This window comes from Streptomyces sp. NPDC002793 (assembly GCF_040295485.1).
Lineage (GTDB): Bacteria > Actinomycetota > Actinomycetes > Streptomycetales > Streptomycetaceae > Streptomyces.
The window spans coordinates 21,989-38,076 of sequence record NZ_JBEOVL010000059.1; the positions used below are offsets into that span (position 1 = coordinate 21,989).

The 16,088-nt window shown below is 67.9% G+C and carries 9 protein-coding genes and 2 pseudogenes; 8 read left to right on the forward strand and 3 right to left on the reverse strand.

The window, feature by feature from the left end; genetic code table 11:
• Window positions 1-480 precede the first annotated feature (480 nt).
• Complete coding sequence (locus ABT001_RS32895; RefSeq protein WP_351285064.1) at window positions 481-2,760, reverse strand: tetratricopeptide repeat protein; 2,280 nt, start codon at window positions 2,758-2,760, stop codon at window positions 481-483.
• A gap of 336 nt (window positions 2,761-3,096) precedes the next feature.
• On the opposite strand from ABT001_RS32895, the gene ABT001_RS32900 reads away from it, so the two are divergent.
• From ABT001_RS32900 to ABT001_RS32935, 8 genes and pseudogenes are all read left to right on the forward strand, one after another.
• Window positions 3,097-3,579, forward strand: a complete 483-nt coding sequence (locus ABT001_RS32900) for a hypothetical protein (protein WP_351285065.1) — start codon at window positions 3,097-3,099, stop codon at window positions 3,577-3,579.
• Between the two features lie 470 nt (window positions 3,580-4,049).
• Window positions 4,050-4,727, forward strand: a complete 678-nt coding sequence (locus ABT001_RS32905) for a GGDEF domain-containing protein (RefSeq protein WP_351285066.1) — start codon at window positions 4,050-4,052, stop codon at window positions 4,725-4,727.
• Window positions 4,728-4,881: 154 nt separating this feature from the next.
• Window positions 4,882-5,403 (forward strand): WhiB family transcriptional regulator, encoded by a 522-nt coding sequence (locus tag ABT001_RS32910; RefSeq protein WP_351285067.1) that lies wholly within the window; start codon window positions 4,882-4,884, stop codon window positions 5,401-5,403.
• Window positions 5,404-5,692: 289 nt separating this feature from the next.
• Window positions 5,693-7,012 (forward strand): prenyltransferase/squalene oxidase repeat-containing protein, encoded by a 1,320-nt coding sequence (locus ABT001_RS32915; RefSeq protein WP_351285069.1) that lies wholly within the window; start codon window positions 5,693-5,695, stop codon window positions 7,010-7,012.
• Window positions 7,009-8,805, forward strand: coding sequence for a hypothetical protein (locus tag ABT001_RS32920; protein WP_351285070.1), 1,797 nt, complete (start codon window positions 7,009-7,011; stop codon window positions 8,803-8,805). The genes ABT001_RS32915 and ABT001_RS32920 overlap by 4 nt, the downstream gene beginning before the upstream one ends.
• A 214-nt stretch (window positions 8,806-9,019) precedes the next feature.
• Complete coding sequence (locus ABT001_RS32925) at window positions 9,020-9,964, forward strand: hypothetical protein (protein ID WP_351285072.1); 945 nt, start codon at window positions 9,020-9,022, stop codon at window positions 9,962-9,964.
• A gap of 166 nt (window positions 9,965-10,130) precedes the next feature.
• Window positions 10,131-10,952: a hypothetical protein gene (locus ABT001_RS32930; protein WP_351285073.1), complete on the forward strand. Its 822-nt coding sequence runs from the start codon at window positions 10,131-10,133 to the stop codon at window positions 10,950-10,952.
• A 27-nt stretch (window positions 10,953-10,979) separates the two neighbouring features.
• Window positions 10,980-11,809, forward strand: a pseudogene (locus ABT001_RS32935) (IS5 family transposase).
• Window positions 11,810-11,824: 15 nt separating this feature from the next.
• On the opposite strand, the pseudogene pglX reads toward ABT001_RS32935, so the two are convergent.
• A pseudogene (pglX, locus tag ABT001_RS32940) lies at window positions 11,825-13,306 on the reverse strand (BREX-2 system adenine-specific DNA-methyltransferase PglX); the annotation flags it as partial.
• A gap of 63 nt (window positions 13,307-13,369) precedes the next feature.
• Window positions 13,370-16,088, reverse strand: a 2,719-nt coding sequence (locus tag ABT001_RS32945; protein ID WP_502967564.1) for a protein kinase domain-containing protein, incomplete at its 5' end; no start/stop codon positions are given.

Sequence of the window (16,088 nt, forward strand, 5' to 3'; positions counted from 1 at the left end):
GATCGCACCACCGTGGCCCATACCTCCTGGCCCCAGCGGCGCGGTCGTCGCCAACGAAGTTGTCCACTTGGCAACCCTGGAGGGTCGCGTCCCAACGCGCAATCATCGAGCACGAAGCCAGCCTCTGCCCGTCCTGTCGTCCGAAGGAGAGGGTTCTCCAGTGAGGAGACCAGACCGATGACCGCATCCGTCTCTTTCCCCGGTGCGGCAGTACCCACAGCGATCCATCCGACGCGTCGGTGGCACGCTGCGCGGAGCTCGGACGCACGGGCGCCGGCCGGCCTCGCCCCACCCTCACTCGCTGGTGCTCAGCGAGGCGCTGAGCACCAAGAGCGTCCTGGCTGCCGTCCCGAGCCGCCACGGGCGGCCCAACCGTATGCACGCGGTGTCGTTCGCCATCCCCACCGGGCGCATCCCGCCAGTGTCCTCGACCTCGTCGAACGCATCATGCCGGACGGGAGGCTGAAATTTGGGGCGCAATCACAAATCCGGGCCCAGTGGACCGAGGGCGGACTCCTCGACGTGGGCGCGGACCGTCTCGGCGAGTGGGTCGCCGAGCAATTCGAGCACGGTCAAGGCCTTCTTCCACATCTCGAGCGCCTCCGCCCCGTAGCCCTGCTCCTGAAGGCACAGGGCGTGGTGGTGGAGGGTCCAGCCCTCTCCCCACTCATTTCCGGCGGCATGGTGCAGTCGCAACGCCTCATCGAAGTAGGAGACAGCCTGTTCCGGTTCCGCGAGGTGGTAGTGAGCAATGCCCAGGTTCGTACGAGTAATGGCCTCGACCCAGGTGTTGTCGATCTCCCGGTGCATCACGAGCGCCTGCTGAAGAACTACCACTGCCTCCTGGCAGCGGCCGACGTGCACCCGCGCCTCACCGAGGTTGTTGAGGAGGATCCCCATGATCCAGGGCTGCTGGACATCGCGTCCGGCAGCCGCGGCGGGCTCGAGGTGCACAAGGGCTTCGGCGTAGCGCCCCTGTCGGAGGTTCACGTCACCAAGATTGCTCAACGCGTTGACCTGTCCCAATGTGTCTCCGACGCGTTGGTACACGCTGAGCGCCTGTTCGAACTGAGCGATCGCTTCGGTGTAGTTGTGCGACTCCGCGCAGGAACCACCCCGGTAGGTGTGCATGCGAGCCCGGGCTTCCAGGTCTTCGACCTGCATGGCCGAGGCGAGCCCCAGCTGAGTTACATGATCCCAGTCGGAACGGTGCTTGCGCAGATAGAGGAATCCGACCAGCGCGGCGGCCAGTTGCCAAGCCACCGCGTGCATTCCAAGTGCGGCGGCCTCATCCACCGCGGCGATCAGATTGCGCCGCTCGGTCTCGCACCACAGCAGGGCCTGCGCACGCTCGGTGAACGTCGGCACCCGGTCACCGGGAGGCGACACATCGCGCAGCTCATTCAGCCAGCGGTTCGGAGTGATCACCTGCGAAGCGGCTCTCACCGTGTGCAGATACCACTCCAGCGACCGGCGCACCGTCTGCCGGCGCGTCTCGGTCGATTCCTCCTGTCTGGCCTTGTCAATCGCGTACAGGAGCAGCAGATCGTGGAATCCGTAGCGGTGAGGCGTCGGCTCCGTGAGCAGGTGCGTGCGCACGAGCGTACGCAGCTGGTGTCGGGCATCTTCGGCGGTCGTGCCCAGCAGGGCAGCGGCTGCCTCCGCGCTGATGCCCCGGCCGGGGTGCAGCGCGAGAAGGCGGAACGCACGGGCCGCGGGCGCGGCCAGAGTGGCGTAGGACCGGGAGAAGGCGGCGCTCACTGCCGTTCTCGGATCTTCATCGGAGGCCAGCAGATTCAGCCGGTTGGGTTCCTGCGCCAAGTCAGCCGCCAGGTCAGCGAGCACGACGTGAGGGCGTTCGGCAGCCAGGTCGGCGGCGATCGCCAGGGCGAGCGGAAGACGGGCGCACCAGCGGACGATGTCCGCGGCCGCACCGGGCTCGGAATCGACCCGGCTTCCGCCGACCCGGGCTCGCAACAGCGCCAACGCGTCTTCGTCGTCGAGCGGATACAGCGTGAGGAGGCGCGCGTGGTCGTGGACGGCAAGACCGGCGAGCCGGCTGCGACTCGTGACCAGCACAAGACAGTCAGCCGCGCCGGGAAGCAGGGGGCGGACCTGAGCGCTGGTCGCCGCGTTGTCGAGCACCATGAGGACACGTCGCCCGCTCAGTGTCGAGCGCAGCAATTTGGAACGCTCGGCCGTGGCGTCGGGGATGACGCCGGCCTCAACGCCCAACGCACGCAGGAACTCTCCGAGCACCTGTCCCGGCGGGAGCGGCGCCGCAGCCTCCGAGTGGCCCTGCAGGTCGCAGTACAACGCACCATCGGGGTAGCGATGCCGCTGGCTGTACGCGACATGCAGAGCCATCGTGGTCTTGCCCACCCCCGCCATCCCGTCGATCCCGATCACCACGGTCCGGCCGACCACGCCCGTCACCGTCTCAAACAGGTCACGAGCCGTCTCCGACCGGCCGACCATCGATGCAGCAGAGGGCAGCTGAGCCGGGACTGCAACGGGTGCTCTGCGCTCGACCGCCGCTCTCGGCGGGGAAACGGACACCAGCGCTTCCAGCACACCGTCCAGTTCGAGGGCCCGGTCGCACGCAACCGCGAGCTCGTGCGTCGGCGGCCTCACGCCGTTCTCGATCTTGCTGAGATACCCCTTGCTGAAGTGGGTCAACGCCGCCAGCTGGGTCAGAGACAAGCTCCGAACGCGCCGGAACGTCCGCAACTGCCTCCCGAAATCCTGCTGTGAGTCCACCGAACGCCTTCCGCCAAGCCCTTACCCGATCGACCCCGCCGAGTCCCCGCAGCAAGAAGGAACTCAGCTCCGCCACAAGCGGGGAACCTGTGACGGAAGGGTCGAGGAACCAGAGTAGTTCGCCACGAGGCCCATCGGGATCTCGCCAGTTGTCGATGTAAGGAAATTCAGAGGTTGAGGGTGTCGTGCGGCGTCGTAAACCCTCGCAGAGCACTGCAACGGGGACGTTCCTGCGCTTGATGCCGACCCGTTGCGCGGTCAGGACGACTACGTCGCCGAACGCGGCCGGACCCCCTACCTGGCCCACATACACACCACAGACAAGGTAATACAGCCATGACTTCACACCTGGTGCACGACTGGTCCTATCTGACGTCGCTGCTACGCCGCCTCGAGAGCGTGGCCCACTTGCCGACGATCAAATCTCTGGGCAAGCACCACGACGTCGTGATCACCGCAGCTCATGAAGCAGGCGGACAGTTGCTCTCCATCATGGATTCGAACCCCGGAGGCTGCGGACCAGTAATCGCCGAGGAGGGCCACCCATGGATGTACTGGATCGTCCCGCCCGGCACGAAAAGGCGCTGGGTCAACCCATACGGAGTATGTGTCTCCGCGCCGTGGCGGATTCCCTTTCCACCAACGTTTCACGAGCAGCCCCTCGGGCCGTACTGGCTTCGGCGCTTTCATACCGACGTTCGCGTAACACCGGACGATCTCTCCGACGCCCTCCATGACGTGCGGCCGGCGCCGGTTCCGTACCAAGCCGTCACAGCCTTTCTGCGCCAGCCAGCCGTGGCGGATGCGCACACTCCCTGACGGGCAGAGACGCCAGTGCCTCGCCCTCCCTCGCCAGTGACCGATCGCTACGTCACGGAGTCAAAGCCCGACGGAAGCTCCGCACACCGAAGGACAACCACTCATGAAACCTCTGCGAAACCTCGTCACTGGCCGACCAGCCCTCACCCGTCTGCGAGCGTTCCTGATGAGCGTCGTGTGCGCGGCCGACAACCGAGCCTTCGAGGCCCGGGTGAGTGCCGCAGCGTCACATCACCCCGCATGACGAACGATCCCGCGTCGTCACAGGCGAGCGCCCGCCGAGAGCGAGGCCCGCGGTCCGACCGGCCGCTCCGCCGTTCAGTCGCGAATCCAGCCGCTGGAAGAGATCTCCACAACAGGGATCCGCCCACCCACGTCGATCTGCAGTGTCCCCGGACGGGACACATCCCCCGCGTCCGATCTGCCGTCCGCGCGGAGCCGTTGCCACCGCACGACACGAAGGAGCCGTCATGGCCGCTCGTCCACAGGCGTATGTCCCCTGCGTACGTCGCGCGCTTCTTCTGGCTGTTTTAGCAGTCCCGCTGCTCGGGTGGGCGCTGCACGCCATAGCACTTCAGCGCCGGCTCGCCTCTGCCAGTCGCGACCCGCTCACCGGGCTCCTTCGCCGCGACGGATACACCGCCAAGGCGCAGCAGATTCTCGACCGCTACGGCAACGATACCGTGACGCTGATCTGCGACCTCGATCACTTCAAGGAGATCAACGACAGACTCGGACACCCCGCCGGCGACGCCGTGCTGGCAGCGACCGCACAGCGGCTCGCCAAGTGGGCGGGCAGCACGGCCGCCGTCGGCCGGCTCGGCGGGGACGAGTTCGCTCTCACGACCCGGCTCGGCTCCGGTCTCCAGCACGCATGCCTCGCACGCCTGATGTCTTCGCTCACCCAGCCGGTCCTTCTGGACGACGGCCAGGTCGTCAACGTCGAGGCCTCCGTCGGGGCTGCGACGCCCGACGCGATCGGCACCACCAACCTGTCGCGTTTGCTCAGAGCTGCTGACGCTGCTCTCTACGACGGCAAGCACACCGGCCGGGCAACCATCGCCGGGGCCCGGCACGGGGCGAATGCGTCCGTCAACGGCCGCCGGGCCGGACGCCCCGGCACCCGCGACCTGGCGCGAGCATCATGACCGTCCCTGCCCCCGCACCGAAGAGAACCGCCTGCGACCAAACACCCGGCGCGCAATCGAGCGCCCGACGCCGTGTGACCGGCTCGCCGCCGACACGATCCGGCCGCACAAACCCTCGTCCGCCTGCCCGCACCTTCGAATCGAGGTACACCCGATGAGCTCCGCCAAACCCTCTGCCGCCGACATCCCGTTCCCCCGCATCCACAAACCGACCAGCTGCCGGACAACTCCTGAGCTCTTCGCCCACGAATACGAAGAACATGGGTACCAGGTCGCCCAGCGCATAGCGGATGCCCAGGCACAGTGCGCGGTGTGCCCGATCGCACCTCAGTGCCTCAAGTGGGCACTCGCACACCCGGAGGAGACGCCGACGGGTATCTGGGCGGGCACCACCGCCCGACAGCGGACCGTGCTGCGCACCCGCTTGATCGCCCGACTCGGCCCCGACTGGATCACGATCGTCGCTGCCGTGGACCGCGCGCGGCGCGAGCGGGCGCTCGCCAAACGACATCAACCGCCCACCGTCAGCCAGGCACGTCTCGCGCACCTGGACCGCGAGTACAAGAGGCGAGACAACCGCGGGCCTCGCCGGCCCCCGGCCGCCCACGCCCGAGGGCCGGAGCCGCCGACACCCCGTGTCCGCTCGCGCGCAGCCGTCGCTGAGGAGGTGTTCTGAGCCGGCCTCGAGCCGTCACCGCCTGAGCAGCGCTCACGCGGACCTGTCACTTTTCTTTCGTAACGCGGGGTGAAAGGAGTGTCGTTGACGTGGTGTGCCGGGACTCTTCCTCTATCCCCCGAACTCGCTTGGGAATTATATGAACCTGCCGATACAACCCCCGGCTGCGCACAGCGCACTTCCGTTGAAAATCGCCCATGATCGGGCACTTGAATACCTGGCTCATCGCGTCGGGCCCGACGGTGCGCTTCGTGACGTCTGCGGGAGCAGGGTCCTGGAGTCGGCCTTGATGCTGACCTTGCTGAAGCAGCAAGGCGTCCTCCCCCAGGCACAGGCCCAACTGGCCGCCTACCTACAGGCAGCGCCCTGGCACAGCCCGCTCGACGGTCTCGTGGCGCGGGCAGCGACGGGGAGCACGCCGGCGGCGGCCGAGGTGGGGGCGTTCCTGGCGTCTTTCAGCCACTGGACCGGCGCCCGCAAGCGGCTCCTGCTCCAATCGGTTCTGAGGTTCGTCGGATGCGAGGTCCCCCCGACCGGCCCGGGACCGGACTATCGCGGTCACGCGACCTGGACCTCCCTGGTCCTGTGTGCGATCGGAATGACCGAGACGGCGGGCACGGCGGACGGCGAGGCCAGACACGATTATCTGACCGGCATCCTGGCAGACTGGCACGGGCGGGTGTACGAAGCCAACGCGCTGGCTCACCTGGTCGTGTTGCACGCCCTGCACCAGGTCGATCCAGGGCACCCGGCGATCGGTGACGGGATCACCGCCCTGGAGGCGATTCGAGCCCCAGGCGCAGGGGTGCCCTTCATCGCGGGGCAGGATGTCTTCGTGACGGCGCTGGCGGCGTTGTGCCTGGCCCGCGCCGGAGCCGAGGGCGACCTGCTGGAACGGATGGGTGACTTCCTGGTCAGTGCCCAACTCCCGAACGGCGGATGGGGTTACACCGCCCTCGCCTCTCAGAGCGACGTCGACGACACCTCCCGCTGTGTGGAAGCCCTCCGACTGATCAACGCCTCCCGGTACCGCGAGGCGCGGGACAAGGGCGAGCGGTACCTGCTGGCGATGGCCGGCCCAGACGGTTCTTTCCCGACCTACGTCCGCGGACACGAGGGGGAGGTCGACATGACCGCAGTCGCGATCCTCGCGCTCGGTCCGCGTCTGGGCGAACGGCTGGCCGCAGCGGCCGACTTCATCGCGTCGAAGCAGCATGGGGACGGGACTTTCCCAACCTCCTGGACCCTCAGCACAGCGAGCGTGGCCAGCAATGCCATCGACGCGCTGGAGGCCTGCGGGATGCACGGCGAAAGCGTCGACCGGGCGGTCCGGTCGCTGACCCGGTCACAGAACGCCGACGGCGGCTTCGGCCAGCGCCCTGGCATGCCCAGCGATGTCCTGTCCACCGCCCAGGCCGTCCAGGCCCTCACCGGGCGCGCCCGGGGGCAGGTGGTGCCGGACGCCCTGAACTACTTGTTGCACCAACAGCACAGCGACGGCTCCTTCACCTCGGTGCCCGATCAGATCGGTCCGCGACCGATCCCGTACGACTATCCGGTCCTGGCAACCGTTCAGGCCCTGACCGCTCTCACCCCCTGGAGGCCGTGATCACCTACGAGTGCACACCACGAGAACGGCAAGCGCACAGCGCGATCCTTGCGCCGCTCCTGCCCCCCACGCCGCGTCCCACGACGATGCGCTGGCCGGGCAACGGTTTCAAAGGCGTGGAGGAGGACCGCTGTTACGAGTTCGTCAGGGAGTGCAGTGGCGAACTCGCCACTGGCCGCAGGCTGGAGGCCCTGGCAGCCGTGTGGACGTTCATGCGCGAGATCGCGGCACGTCCCGACGCGTTGGTGACAGACGACGACGGCGCCCGAATCGACGGGGTTTCGCTGAATGAGATCCTTCATGTCCTCCTGCCCGAAGACCTCGAGTCGGTACGCCGGCTGGGGCGGGACATCGTGGACACGTGCATGGCCCTGGCAGCCGTTCCCGGCACTGTGGCCGAAACCATCACCACTCTGCATGCCACGTGGATCAAGATCTACTGCGCACTGGAGGGCTGCCCCGCCCGGCCCGACGCCGACTACCTGCTGATCGCTCGCGTCGCCGCTGCTTTCAACCCCAGCCTTGGCGGACTGTCGGCGCCCTACCAACCCGCCGCCGACATCGACGCCACCAACCGGCGCCGCATGGATGTGTTCGTCGCTGAAACCGCCCTGATCAGCTACTGCATGCTGGACGGTGAACCCGCCTTCCGCCAAGTGGTCATCCGCTATCTCTTCGGCGCCAAGTCCTCAGCCACGATCGACCCGGGCCGGGACGAGGTAGCGCGGTTTGGGGACACGTTGCGGACGGTGCTGGATCGTCCGACCTACGAGCATGACGACTACGTGGGCCGACAGGGCTACCAGGACAGCTCCGCCCGGGTCATGGGGCCGGTGGACGACACCGCAATCAGTGCCGACCTCGCCAGATGGGCCGGTGTGGTCGCTGCTACGCTACAGCGGCTGCCCATCCGCTTCACTGCAGGTCAGACCGCGATCGCTGTCCAGGTATGCCAGACCATCCGCGAGGGGGTGCAGGCGGCCCAACCCGAACCCCTCTGGGGAACAGGCCCGAACTGGGCATACGCGATCTACTTCGCCACGTCAGCGGGCCCGCGTGGCATGACCCTCCCTCACTTCTACGCACTCACCGAGGTCTTCGCCTACTACATCAGTATCGAGAAGGCTCGCGACGAGGAGAAGACCTGCTGGCAAGACCTCCCCGTACTCCCCGAGCCGGACTCCCGCGTATGGGATGTCCTGCTAGAGGGATGGTCTGAGGACGCGAAGCAGGACATGGCCCGCGTGCATGCCGACGTAGTCCGGCTCCGGGGCAGTGCGGAGGCCGATGACTGGGGGCCTGCCCCCTCCTCCGCCTCGACCGAGACCGGCTCCTTCACTCTCGGCCCCACCTACGAGCGGTATATCACCAGCCGGGCTCGCGACGGATTCTGGATCATGGCTGAGACCTACGCCACTGGTGTGGCCGGGGGTCCGATCAATGTCGTTGAAGAGCCGAATTGCTGGGCACTGATGGAAGCATCGGTCTACCTCTTCGAACTGGCATACATGCACCGGCGCCAGTGGGAGGACTCATCACGGGACATGGCCGATGGGCTGGCCGGCCACCTCCTCGGCCCTCCCTCCATCGCCGAACGCTCAAGCTGGGCGTTCAGCCGCGCACTGGACGTCCTGCGGTCCCGGCGTCACGTCATCGAAGCCGACGACCAGCAGATGAGACCCGTCACACTCGCCGGCGCCCTCTACGTAGTGGGCACATGCTTCCCCGGCTGTCCATCCTGGTACCACCTGGCACAGGACGCCCCAGGGGGTGAGGCCAGGGATCCGGCGTAGTGACGTGACGAGGCGGGCACGACCTTCACGATCATGGGCCCTCATGCGAGATACGCGGGCCCGCCTCGGTGTCCCCCTGCTGGTCGTTCCATGTTCGCGGTTCGATGTCCACGCCGCCACCGCGCACGTCGCCTGCCGGGTGGGGGGCGTTCGCGTCGGTGGGACACCGGGCCATGACATGGGTGCCCGCAGTGGCGGACCGGACGCCGGTGCGGTGTCGGGACCCCCAGCCCGGGCCCGCGCCCGCGTCATCGACTCCGGCCGCGCACTGAGGCTGCGTGCCGAAGCAGCCTCACTGCTTGACGACCTCGGCCACAGCGTCCGCACTCGCTTCCCCTACCCCATCGCCTACCGCTGGCGCGAGAGTGAAGCCCGCATCAGTGCCGGTGACGCCCAGGCCGCCTACGCCGCGATCCTGGACACCGCCGAGCAACTGCTGTGCTACGTCGCCCAGCTCGTGCTCGCCCTCACCCACGCGAGACAGATCACCCTGGGAGCGGTGACGGCGATCCGGGACAAGCTCGCCGGCGGGCGCAGCGGCCCCGGCTTCGGCGACTGGGCCAACGTGCTCAACGAAGCCGCGACCAGCCGACAACTCAACAACCTCCCCGAAGCCCACCCCCTGAACGACATCCGAACGCTGCTGGCACATGCGGACGCCGAGAACGCCCGCCAAGCCCTGAGCGAGCGCCGCAATGACCAGGCCCATTTGCGGCGTGTCGACCCGATCGACCTGCCCCACGCCATCGATGTCGCCTTCGCCGACCTGACCCGCTTGGTCGAACGTGCCCGCTTTCTGGCCGACCTGCCCCTGTTGGAGGTCACCGACGTCCGCTGGGACGCCTTCGCCCGCAGCGCCCGCGTGGAATACCGGGAACTGGCCGGAGACCACCCCGTCGTCCCGACCCGGACCATGACCTCACCCAGCAACGACCTGGAGACGGGCAGCCTCTACCTCCGCGACACCTACGGGTCGTTGCACCTACTGCGCCCGTTCTTGATCGGCCGGGACTGCCCGATATGTCGCACCTGGTCCACCTTCCACGCTGAACGCGTCCCCAAGGGCGCCGTTGTCTTCAAGAGCCTCGAGCGCGGGCACACTTGGGAAGACACGTCCCCCGGTGCCCGCCGCCTGCTGAGCCACGTCGGCCTTGTGTGACCACGGCGCTGGCAGACTTCGGCTGCGAGGGCCACGCCCCACACACCCGTCCCAGATCAACCAACGGTGACGGGCTGCAGCCGAAAGGGAGCGCGCACGCCACGAATGTCAGTGTCGCGCCGGACACTGGACATGCGTGACTGCGGCGGTGAGACAGGGGAACGACGTGAGCGACGATGCTGTCCAGCTTGAGCGGCGAATCCGCTTCGCCTTGAGCATTCTCGGCGAGAGCAACAGCCATCATGAGTTCGAGGCACTGTGCCTGGGCCTGGCCCGTCGGAGGATCACCAGCAATCTGTTCCCGGCGACCGGCCCCGTCAGTAGCGGTGGTGACCAGGGCCGGGATGCCGAAAGCCACTGGACCAACATCCCGCGGGAGCTCCCCGGCACGTCTCTGTTCGCGGCGCGGGCCTCCATCCAGCGCGTGGTGATGGCCTGCACCATCCAGATCACTGATGTCCCGGGAAAGATCCGAAGGGACCTCGCGTCAATCTGCGGGCAGGGCACACCCGTTGACCGTGTCATCTACTTCACCGTGACCGCCGTGCCCGCCAGGAAGCGGCACAACCTGATCGACGGAGCCGCCCGGACGCACCAGGTCGAACTGGAGATCTGGGACGCTGCCGCCCTCGCCCTTCACCTCGCCGACTACGACCTGTTCTACCTCGCCGTCCAGTACCTCCGCCTGCCTTCCGACCTCGCTCCGCCGCGCCCGGAAAGCGCCGGCGAACTGCCCGACTGGTATGTCGAGGCCCGCCAGCGATGGCTGGCAAGCGACGAGCCCGGCCGCACGCTGGGAGACCTGGTGGACCTGAGGGGCCCGCTGCGCCACGCCACCTTCCACGACGAGGCCCGAGCGGATCTGCCGGAATGGCTCGGCTACGCACGTGCCCTGCTGGACGCCGCAGCGGGGGAGCACACCGCACTGCGGGCCCGCTACGAGATCGTCGTGGCAACCCTACGCGGCCTAGGAGTTGTCTTCAAATGATCTTGGGTGGTGGATCATGGTCGGGTGATACGTCGCCATGAACTGTCGGATGCTGAGTGGGAGTTCGTCCGGCCGCTGCTGCCCGAGTCGTTGCGGGGCAGGAAGCGGTTGGACGACCGCACGGTGCTCAACGGGATCGTGTGGAAGTTCCGGACCGGGGTGGCTTGGCGGGATGTGCCCGAGCGGTACGGTCCGTGGGCCACACTGCACACCCGGTTCCGGCGGTGGGCTCTGGACGGCACGTTCGAGCGGATGCTCCAGGCTGCCCAGGCCAGGGCTGATGCGGCCGGGGACATCGACTGGCTCGTGTCGGTCGACTCCACCGTCGTCCGCGCCCACCAGCACGCCGCCGGGGCACGAAAAGGGGGCTCCGCAGCCCCGCACTCGGACGCTCCCGAGGCGGCCTGACCAGCAAAATCCACCTGGCCTGCGACGCCCTGGGGCGCCCGCTCGCCTTCACCGTCACGGGCGGGAACACCAACGACTGCACCCAGTTCATGGCGGTGATGGAGGCGATACGGGTGCCCCGTCTCGGACCGGGACGGCCACGGAACCGGCCCGACCAGGTCATCGGAGACAAGGGCTACAGCTCCAGGGCCATCCGGTCCTGGCTCAGGCGTCGGGGTATCGGCCACACGATTCCGGAGCGGGCCGACCAGATACGGAACCGGCTTCGGCGCGGCAGCCGCGGCGGGCGCCCGCCGGCCTTCGACAGGCAGCTCTACAAGCGGCGCAACGTGGTCGAACGCTGCTTCAACCGCTTGAAGCAGTGGCGTGGGATCGCCACCCGCTACGACAAGACCGCCGAGTCCTACCAGGCAGCCGTCACCCTCGCATCGCTCCTGATGTGGGCGTGACATTTGAAGACAACTCCTAGGTCGCCCGATGAGAATCACCGTCGGCGTCCCATGCCCAGGGATGACCGCCCCTGAGGTGTCGATAACCTCCGTCAGCTCGACCTTGTGCGCGAAGTACTCCTCGATGAGCTTGGTGCCGAATTCACGCTTCATGAAGGAGTTCGCTGTGATCTGACCGACCATGCCGTAGCCGTGCCCGTCCGCCCCACCCTGCTTGGCTAGTTCGAAGAACCGCTGTGCGAAGGGAACGGACAGTGCGTACGTCCCCGCGCACGCGCTGTACAGCTCTCGGTACAGCTGGTTGAGCTGCTTGTCCTTGACCGTGATGTACGGAGGGTTACCCACTACTACGTGGTAACGCCCCTGGTCCAGGATCCCGGGATACTCGTCCACGTCCTCCGTGGCGTATGAGAACTCAGCGAGGGGGTCACCGGCCGCGCCGCCCTCGTCCTCAAAGCCAAGCCCCAGTTGCAGCTCCAGCTGGCGATCCTTGATGAGGGAGTCGCCCACAGCGAGCTGGATCGGCCACTCGTAGTGCTGGGCCTCCTCGAAAGTCCGCATGCCGCTTGCGGCCATCGCCGCAACCAGGAGCCGGAAGCGGGCGATCGCAATCGCGAAAGGGTTGAGGTCCACTCCGTGCACCGAGTCGAGGGCGGCTCGCACCCGCTCGTACAAGCCCACCTCTGGACGCTGCTCCGCCCACATCCGTACCAGCCGTCGGAACGCTTCGAGCACGAAGTGTCCGGACCCGCAGGTCGGGTCGATCATCTTCAGTTCCTCGAACCCGAACTCCCGTACCGCCGGGGTCATCGTCCGGTCGAGGATGAACTCCTCCACGAACTCCGGCGTCTGCAGCAGTGCGTACGTCTTGCGGGCCGCCTCGCTAAGGTCCTGGTACAGATCGCCGAGGAACCGGGTGTTCCAGCCCTCGGTGCCGAGCTCTCTCAGCGGGTCGCTGAAGTCATGCACAAGCACCGGGCCGTCGGCTTCATTCTCGCTGGCGCGCTGCTCCCGCCAGAACGCGAGCAGCGCGCCCGCCCCGTCGTGTGAAAGCGGGATCTGGTAGAGCGGGTTGTGGTCGCGGTCGAAGAGCAGTCGGCCGGCCTGCCCAGCGCCCAGCTCTGCGAACGCCGCCTCCAGCCAGCCTCGGTACGTCGGGTCGGTGTCCTTCTCCAGGTACTCCTCGTACCGCGCCTGCGCGGTCTCGCGCCCAGCCACATCCGGGGCGGTGATGTAGGGCTCGGCGATCAGCCGGTTGTCCTCGCTGAAGCGGACGAAGACGGTGCCGAGGACCCAGGCAACCGCAACCTGGGTGATCCGCTCCCCGAGCCAGGCGTTCCATGTCGCCGCCGTACGGCCCAGCTTCCGGGCCTGCTCATACTCACCGCGCAGCCGCGTCCCTACCTCGGGGACAGCTTTGACCTGCTGCTCAAGGTCGGTCTCTGCCGCCTTGACCTGCTTCTGCAGGTCGACGAGGAGGCTCTTGCGGTCGATCACGGAACGGCTCCTGTGGAGAAATCGGAGAGGGCGGAAGAAGGCCGGTTCAGGTGGTGAAGAGGGTCAGGCGTCCGGTGCGAGGTGTTTGCGCGCGACCCAGGCATCGGGCACGACGATCCACTCGTCGAACCCTGCCTGGTACGGCACGCTCTGCCCGGCCAGCCGCGGTGCTTTCGCCGGGTCGGACTGGGCGACGAGCAGCCACAGCGGGCTGCCACCTTGCCGCGCTTCCTCCGCGAGCCTTACGAGCAGATCCAGCGCGTCGTACCGGGCGAGCACCGCAGTGTCGGTAAGGAGCAGCGGTCCCCGCCCCTGCCTCAGTCGCTCTCGCAGCTGCGGCTCGATGCGCCCCCACGCCTTGTCTGTACGAATGCGCAGCTGCTGGTGAGCCCGGCTTCCGGGTTCGGCAGCATCGGCCTTGAGGACGGTCTCCCAGGTCGGTCTGGCCGCCTCGCCGATCACACTGCGCAGTTCGTTCACGAAGAGCCCGGTCAATGACACCGGCCGCACGCCGTACGGCTCGTCTGCCAGGTGTCGCACCGCGTTCTCAGCACCCCGGTGGGGCACCGTCAGGACTCGGAAGCCGTCCTGTCGTGCCGAGTGCCTGAGTCGCTGTTCGGCCTTGACCGCGGCGGCGACGGCCGCGTCCGCGTCGTACTGGGTGGGGGCGGATCTACGGGCCGCCGAGGCTCCCCAGCTCGCCGAGGTCAGACCGGCGGTGGCGTCCCCGGCCGGACGGTCCGGGATGAGACGGAGCACCTTGTCGTAGCGCGTCGCCAGCTTCAGCTCGAAGCCGGCCTGCTTCAGGTAGCGGACCAGCGCGCTGCCGGTGGGCAATTCGCGTGGCACCAGCGGGTCTGTGCCCAGGTCAGGGAAGCGGGTCGTAACTCGCTTGTGCAGGGCGTCAACCGTGAGGCCAGGCAGTCGCTCCTCCTCGACGCCCGGCTGCACGGCGACTACACCGGCCTGGGTGATCCTCAGCGCGCGCACCAGGTCCAGGTCGCGCGGGTAGATCTCCAGTCGTGGGGTGAGAGCGGCTCGGGTGGAGGCTGCCACCGCGATCTCGGCGGTGCGCCGCTCGTCCCAGCCCAGGTTTCCCGGCGGCCGTCGCACCGCGTCCAGCTCGGTAAGGACGGTGCTGGCCGTAGGCAGAGATTCCAGGTCCGCGAGTCGGTCGGCCCGCGCGCCCAGGCTGAGCGCGTATTCCTGCAGAGCGGGCAGCGTCGGGGTGTCCGGGCCGTCCACGCCCTCCCGGACGTCGAGGGCGAGCAGGCCCAGCACCGGATCGGCGCCCTTGGGCATCCGGGCATGGAAGTAGCGGAAGAGCGGCGGGGCCTCGTTGTTGTAGCTCTCTCGCTCGGCCACCGCACGCAGCAGCGACAGGGCGAGCGCGCGCCGGTCGCGCCGTTCCACGTGCTGGGTGCCGCGCCGGGCGATCAGCGCGTCGGCGAGCTCGATCACCGGGGCCACCCGTCCGCGCTCAGCAAGGAGCTCCACCACCTCCTCGCGCAGCAGCCCAAGGGCGACGTCCTCGTACCAGCGCTCGCGCGCCTTCTTCACGATCTGCGGGATGCGACCCGCGGTCAGGCCCACCGCGTCAGCGACGTCCCGCTGCCGAACCCACGCCAGGCCCTCGGGCAGCTTGCCGGCCTCGTTGGGCAGCCGCAGCAGCAGCCGGACCGCTTCGCGCTCCTTGGCGTTGGAGCGGGCACTGCCGCTGGATGGCTTCGGGACCAGGCGAGCGGCCAGCGCGTCCAGGCTCAGCGCGCCCAGCAGCTGCGGGTCAGTGACACTTCCGCCGCCGGCTGCGACCGATTCGGCGACCGCCTGTTCCAGCTCGGTCATTTCCTGACCGGCTGCCTTGCGGGCCTCCGCGCTGAGTGGCGCGGGGGCCGACTTGCCGAGTCGGAGGTTCCACTCCTTCTGCCGGCGCTGGATCTCCTCCCGGGTGCGCGAACCCATGCCCGGCGCAGTCAGGAACTTCCTTGCCGAGTACTCCAGCACATCCCCGACGGTGTTCAGTCCCATGGCGAACAGCTGGGACTGCGCGGAGAGCGTCAGACCTGCCACGGACAGAGGCGTCGTGCGGTCAGCCCTCGCCGCCTGCTGGTCACGAACCTGTTCGGCGGAGGCGTCATCGTCCTCCCGCCCAATCTGGGGCCGGGCTACCTGCGCGGTCCCTGCGCTTTCCGCCGTACCGTGGCCGGTGCTCGGAGCCGTTGTCCGCTGCGCATCCAGGAAAAGCGCCTGCCAGGCACGCTCCATCGGCTTCAGGTCCGAGAACCGGTCCTTCACGTCCCGCGCCAGAGCCTTGCGGAAGAAGGCGACCAGGCCGTCGCGAACCGCCGGCTCGAAGGCGTCGGCGGCGAGCCGCGGGTACGGCCACTCCTTCGGATCGGTCTGCCGGGCTGTGACGGCACCGTCACCCCATCGGGGCAACTCGTTCGACGCCATCTCGTGCAATGTCGCCGCGAGCGCGTACCGCTCGGCATGACCGTCGTACGAGCCGCGCGTGATGATGCCCAAGAACGGGTCGAGGTATCCCTCGGTGCCCGCATCGATCTCCTTCGCCGGGTATCCGGCGAGCGAGAAGTCGATCAGCACCAACTGTCGAGTGCCGTTGGGACGGATCCGGATTGCGATGTTGTCCGGCTTCAGATCCCGATGCCAGATTCCTTCCGCCTCCAAGTAGGGCTTGGTCAGGTCGATGTTGGCGCGGGTATGTCGCGGTGACAGGTGGGGCAGGCGCCGGCCCATGTCGCGAGGATGGTCTGTAGCTCGC

Coding starts and splice junctions, on each gene's coding strand:
- ABT001_RS32910 (WP_351285067.1), top strand. CDS start 4,882: ATGAGCTCCGCCAAACCCTCTGCCGCCGACATCCCGTTCCCCCGCATC.
- ABT001_RS32915 (WP_351285069.1), top strand. CDS start 5,693: ATGCTGACCTTGCTGAAGCAGCAAGGCGTCCTCCCCCAGGCACAGGCC.
- ABT001_RS32900 (WP_351285065.1), top strand. CDS start 3,097: ATGACTTCACACCTGGTGCACGACTGGTCCTATCTGACGTCGCTGCTA.
- ABT001_RS32905 (WP_351285066.1), top strand. CDS start 4,050: ATGGCCGCTCGTCCACAGGCGTATGTCCCCTGCGTACGTCGCGCGCTT.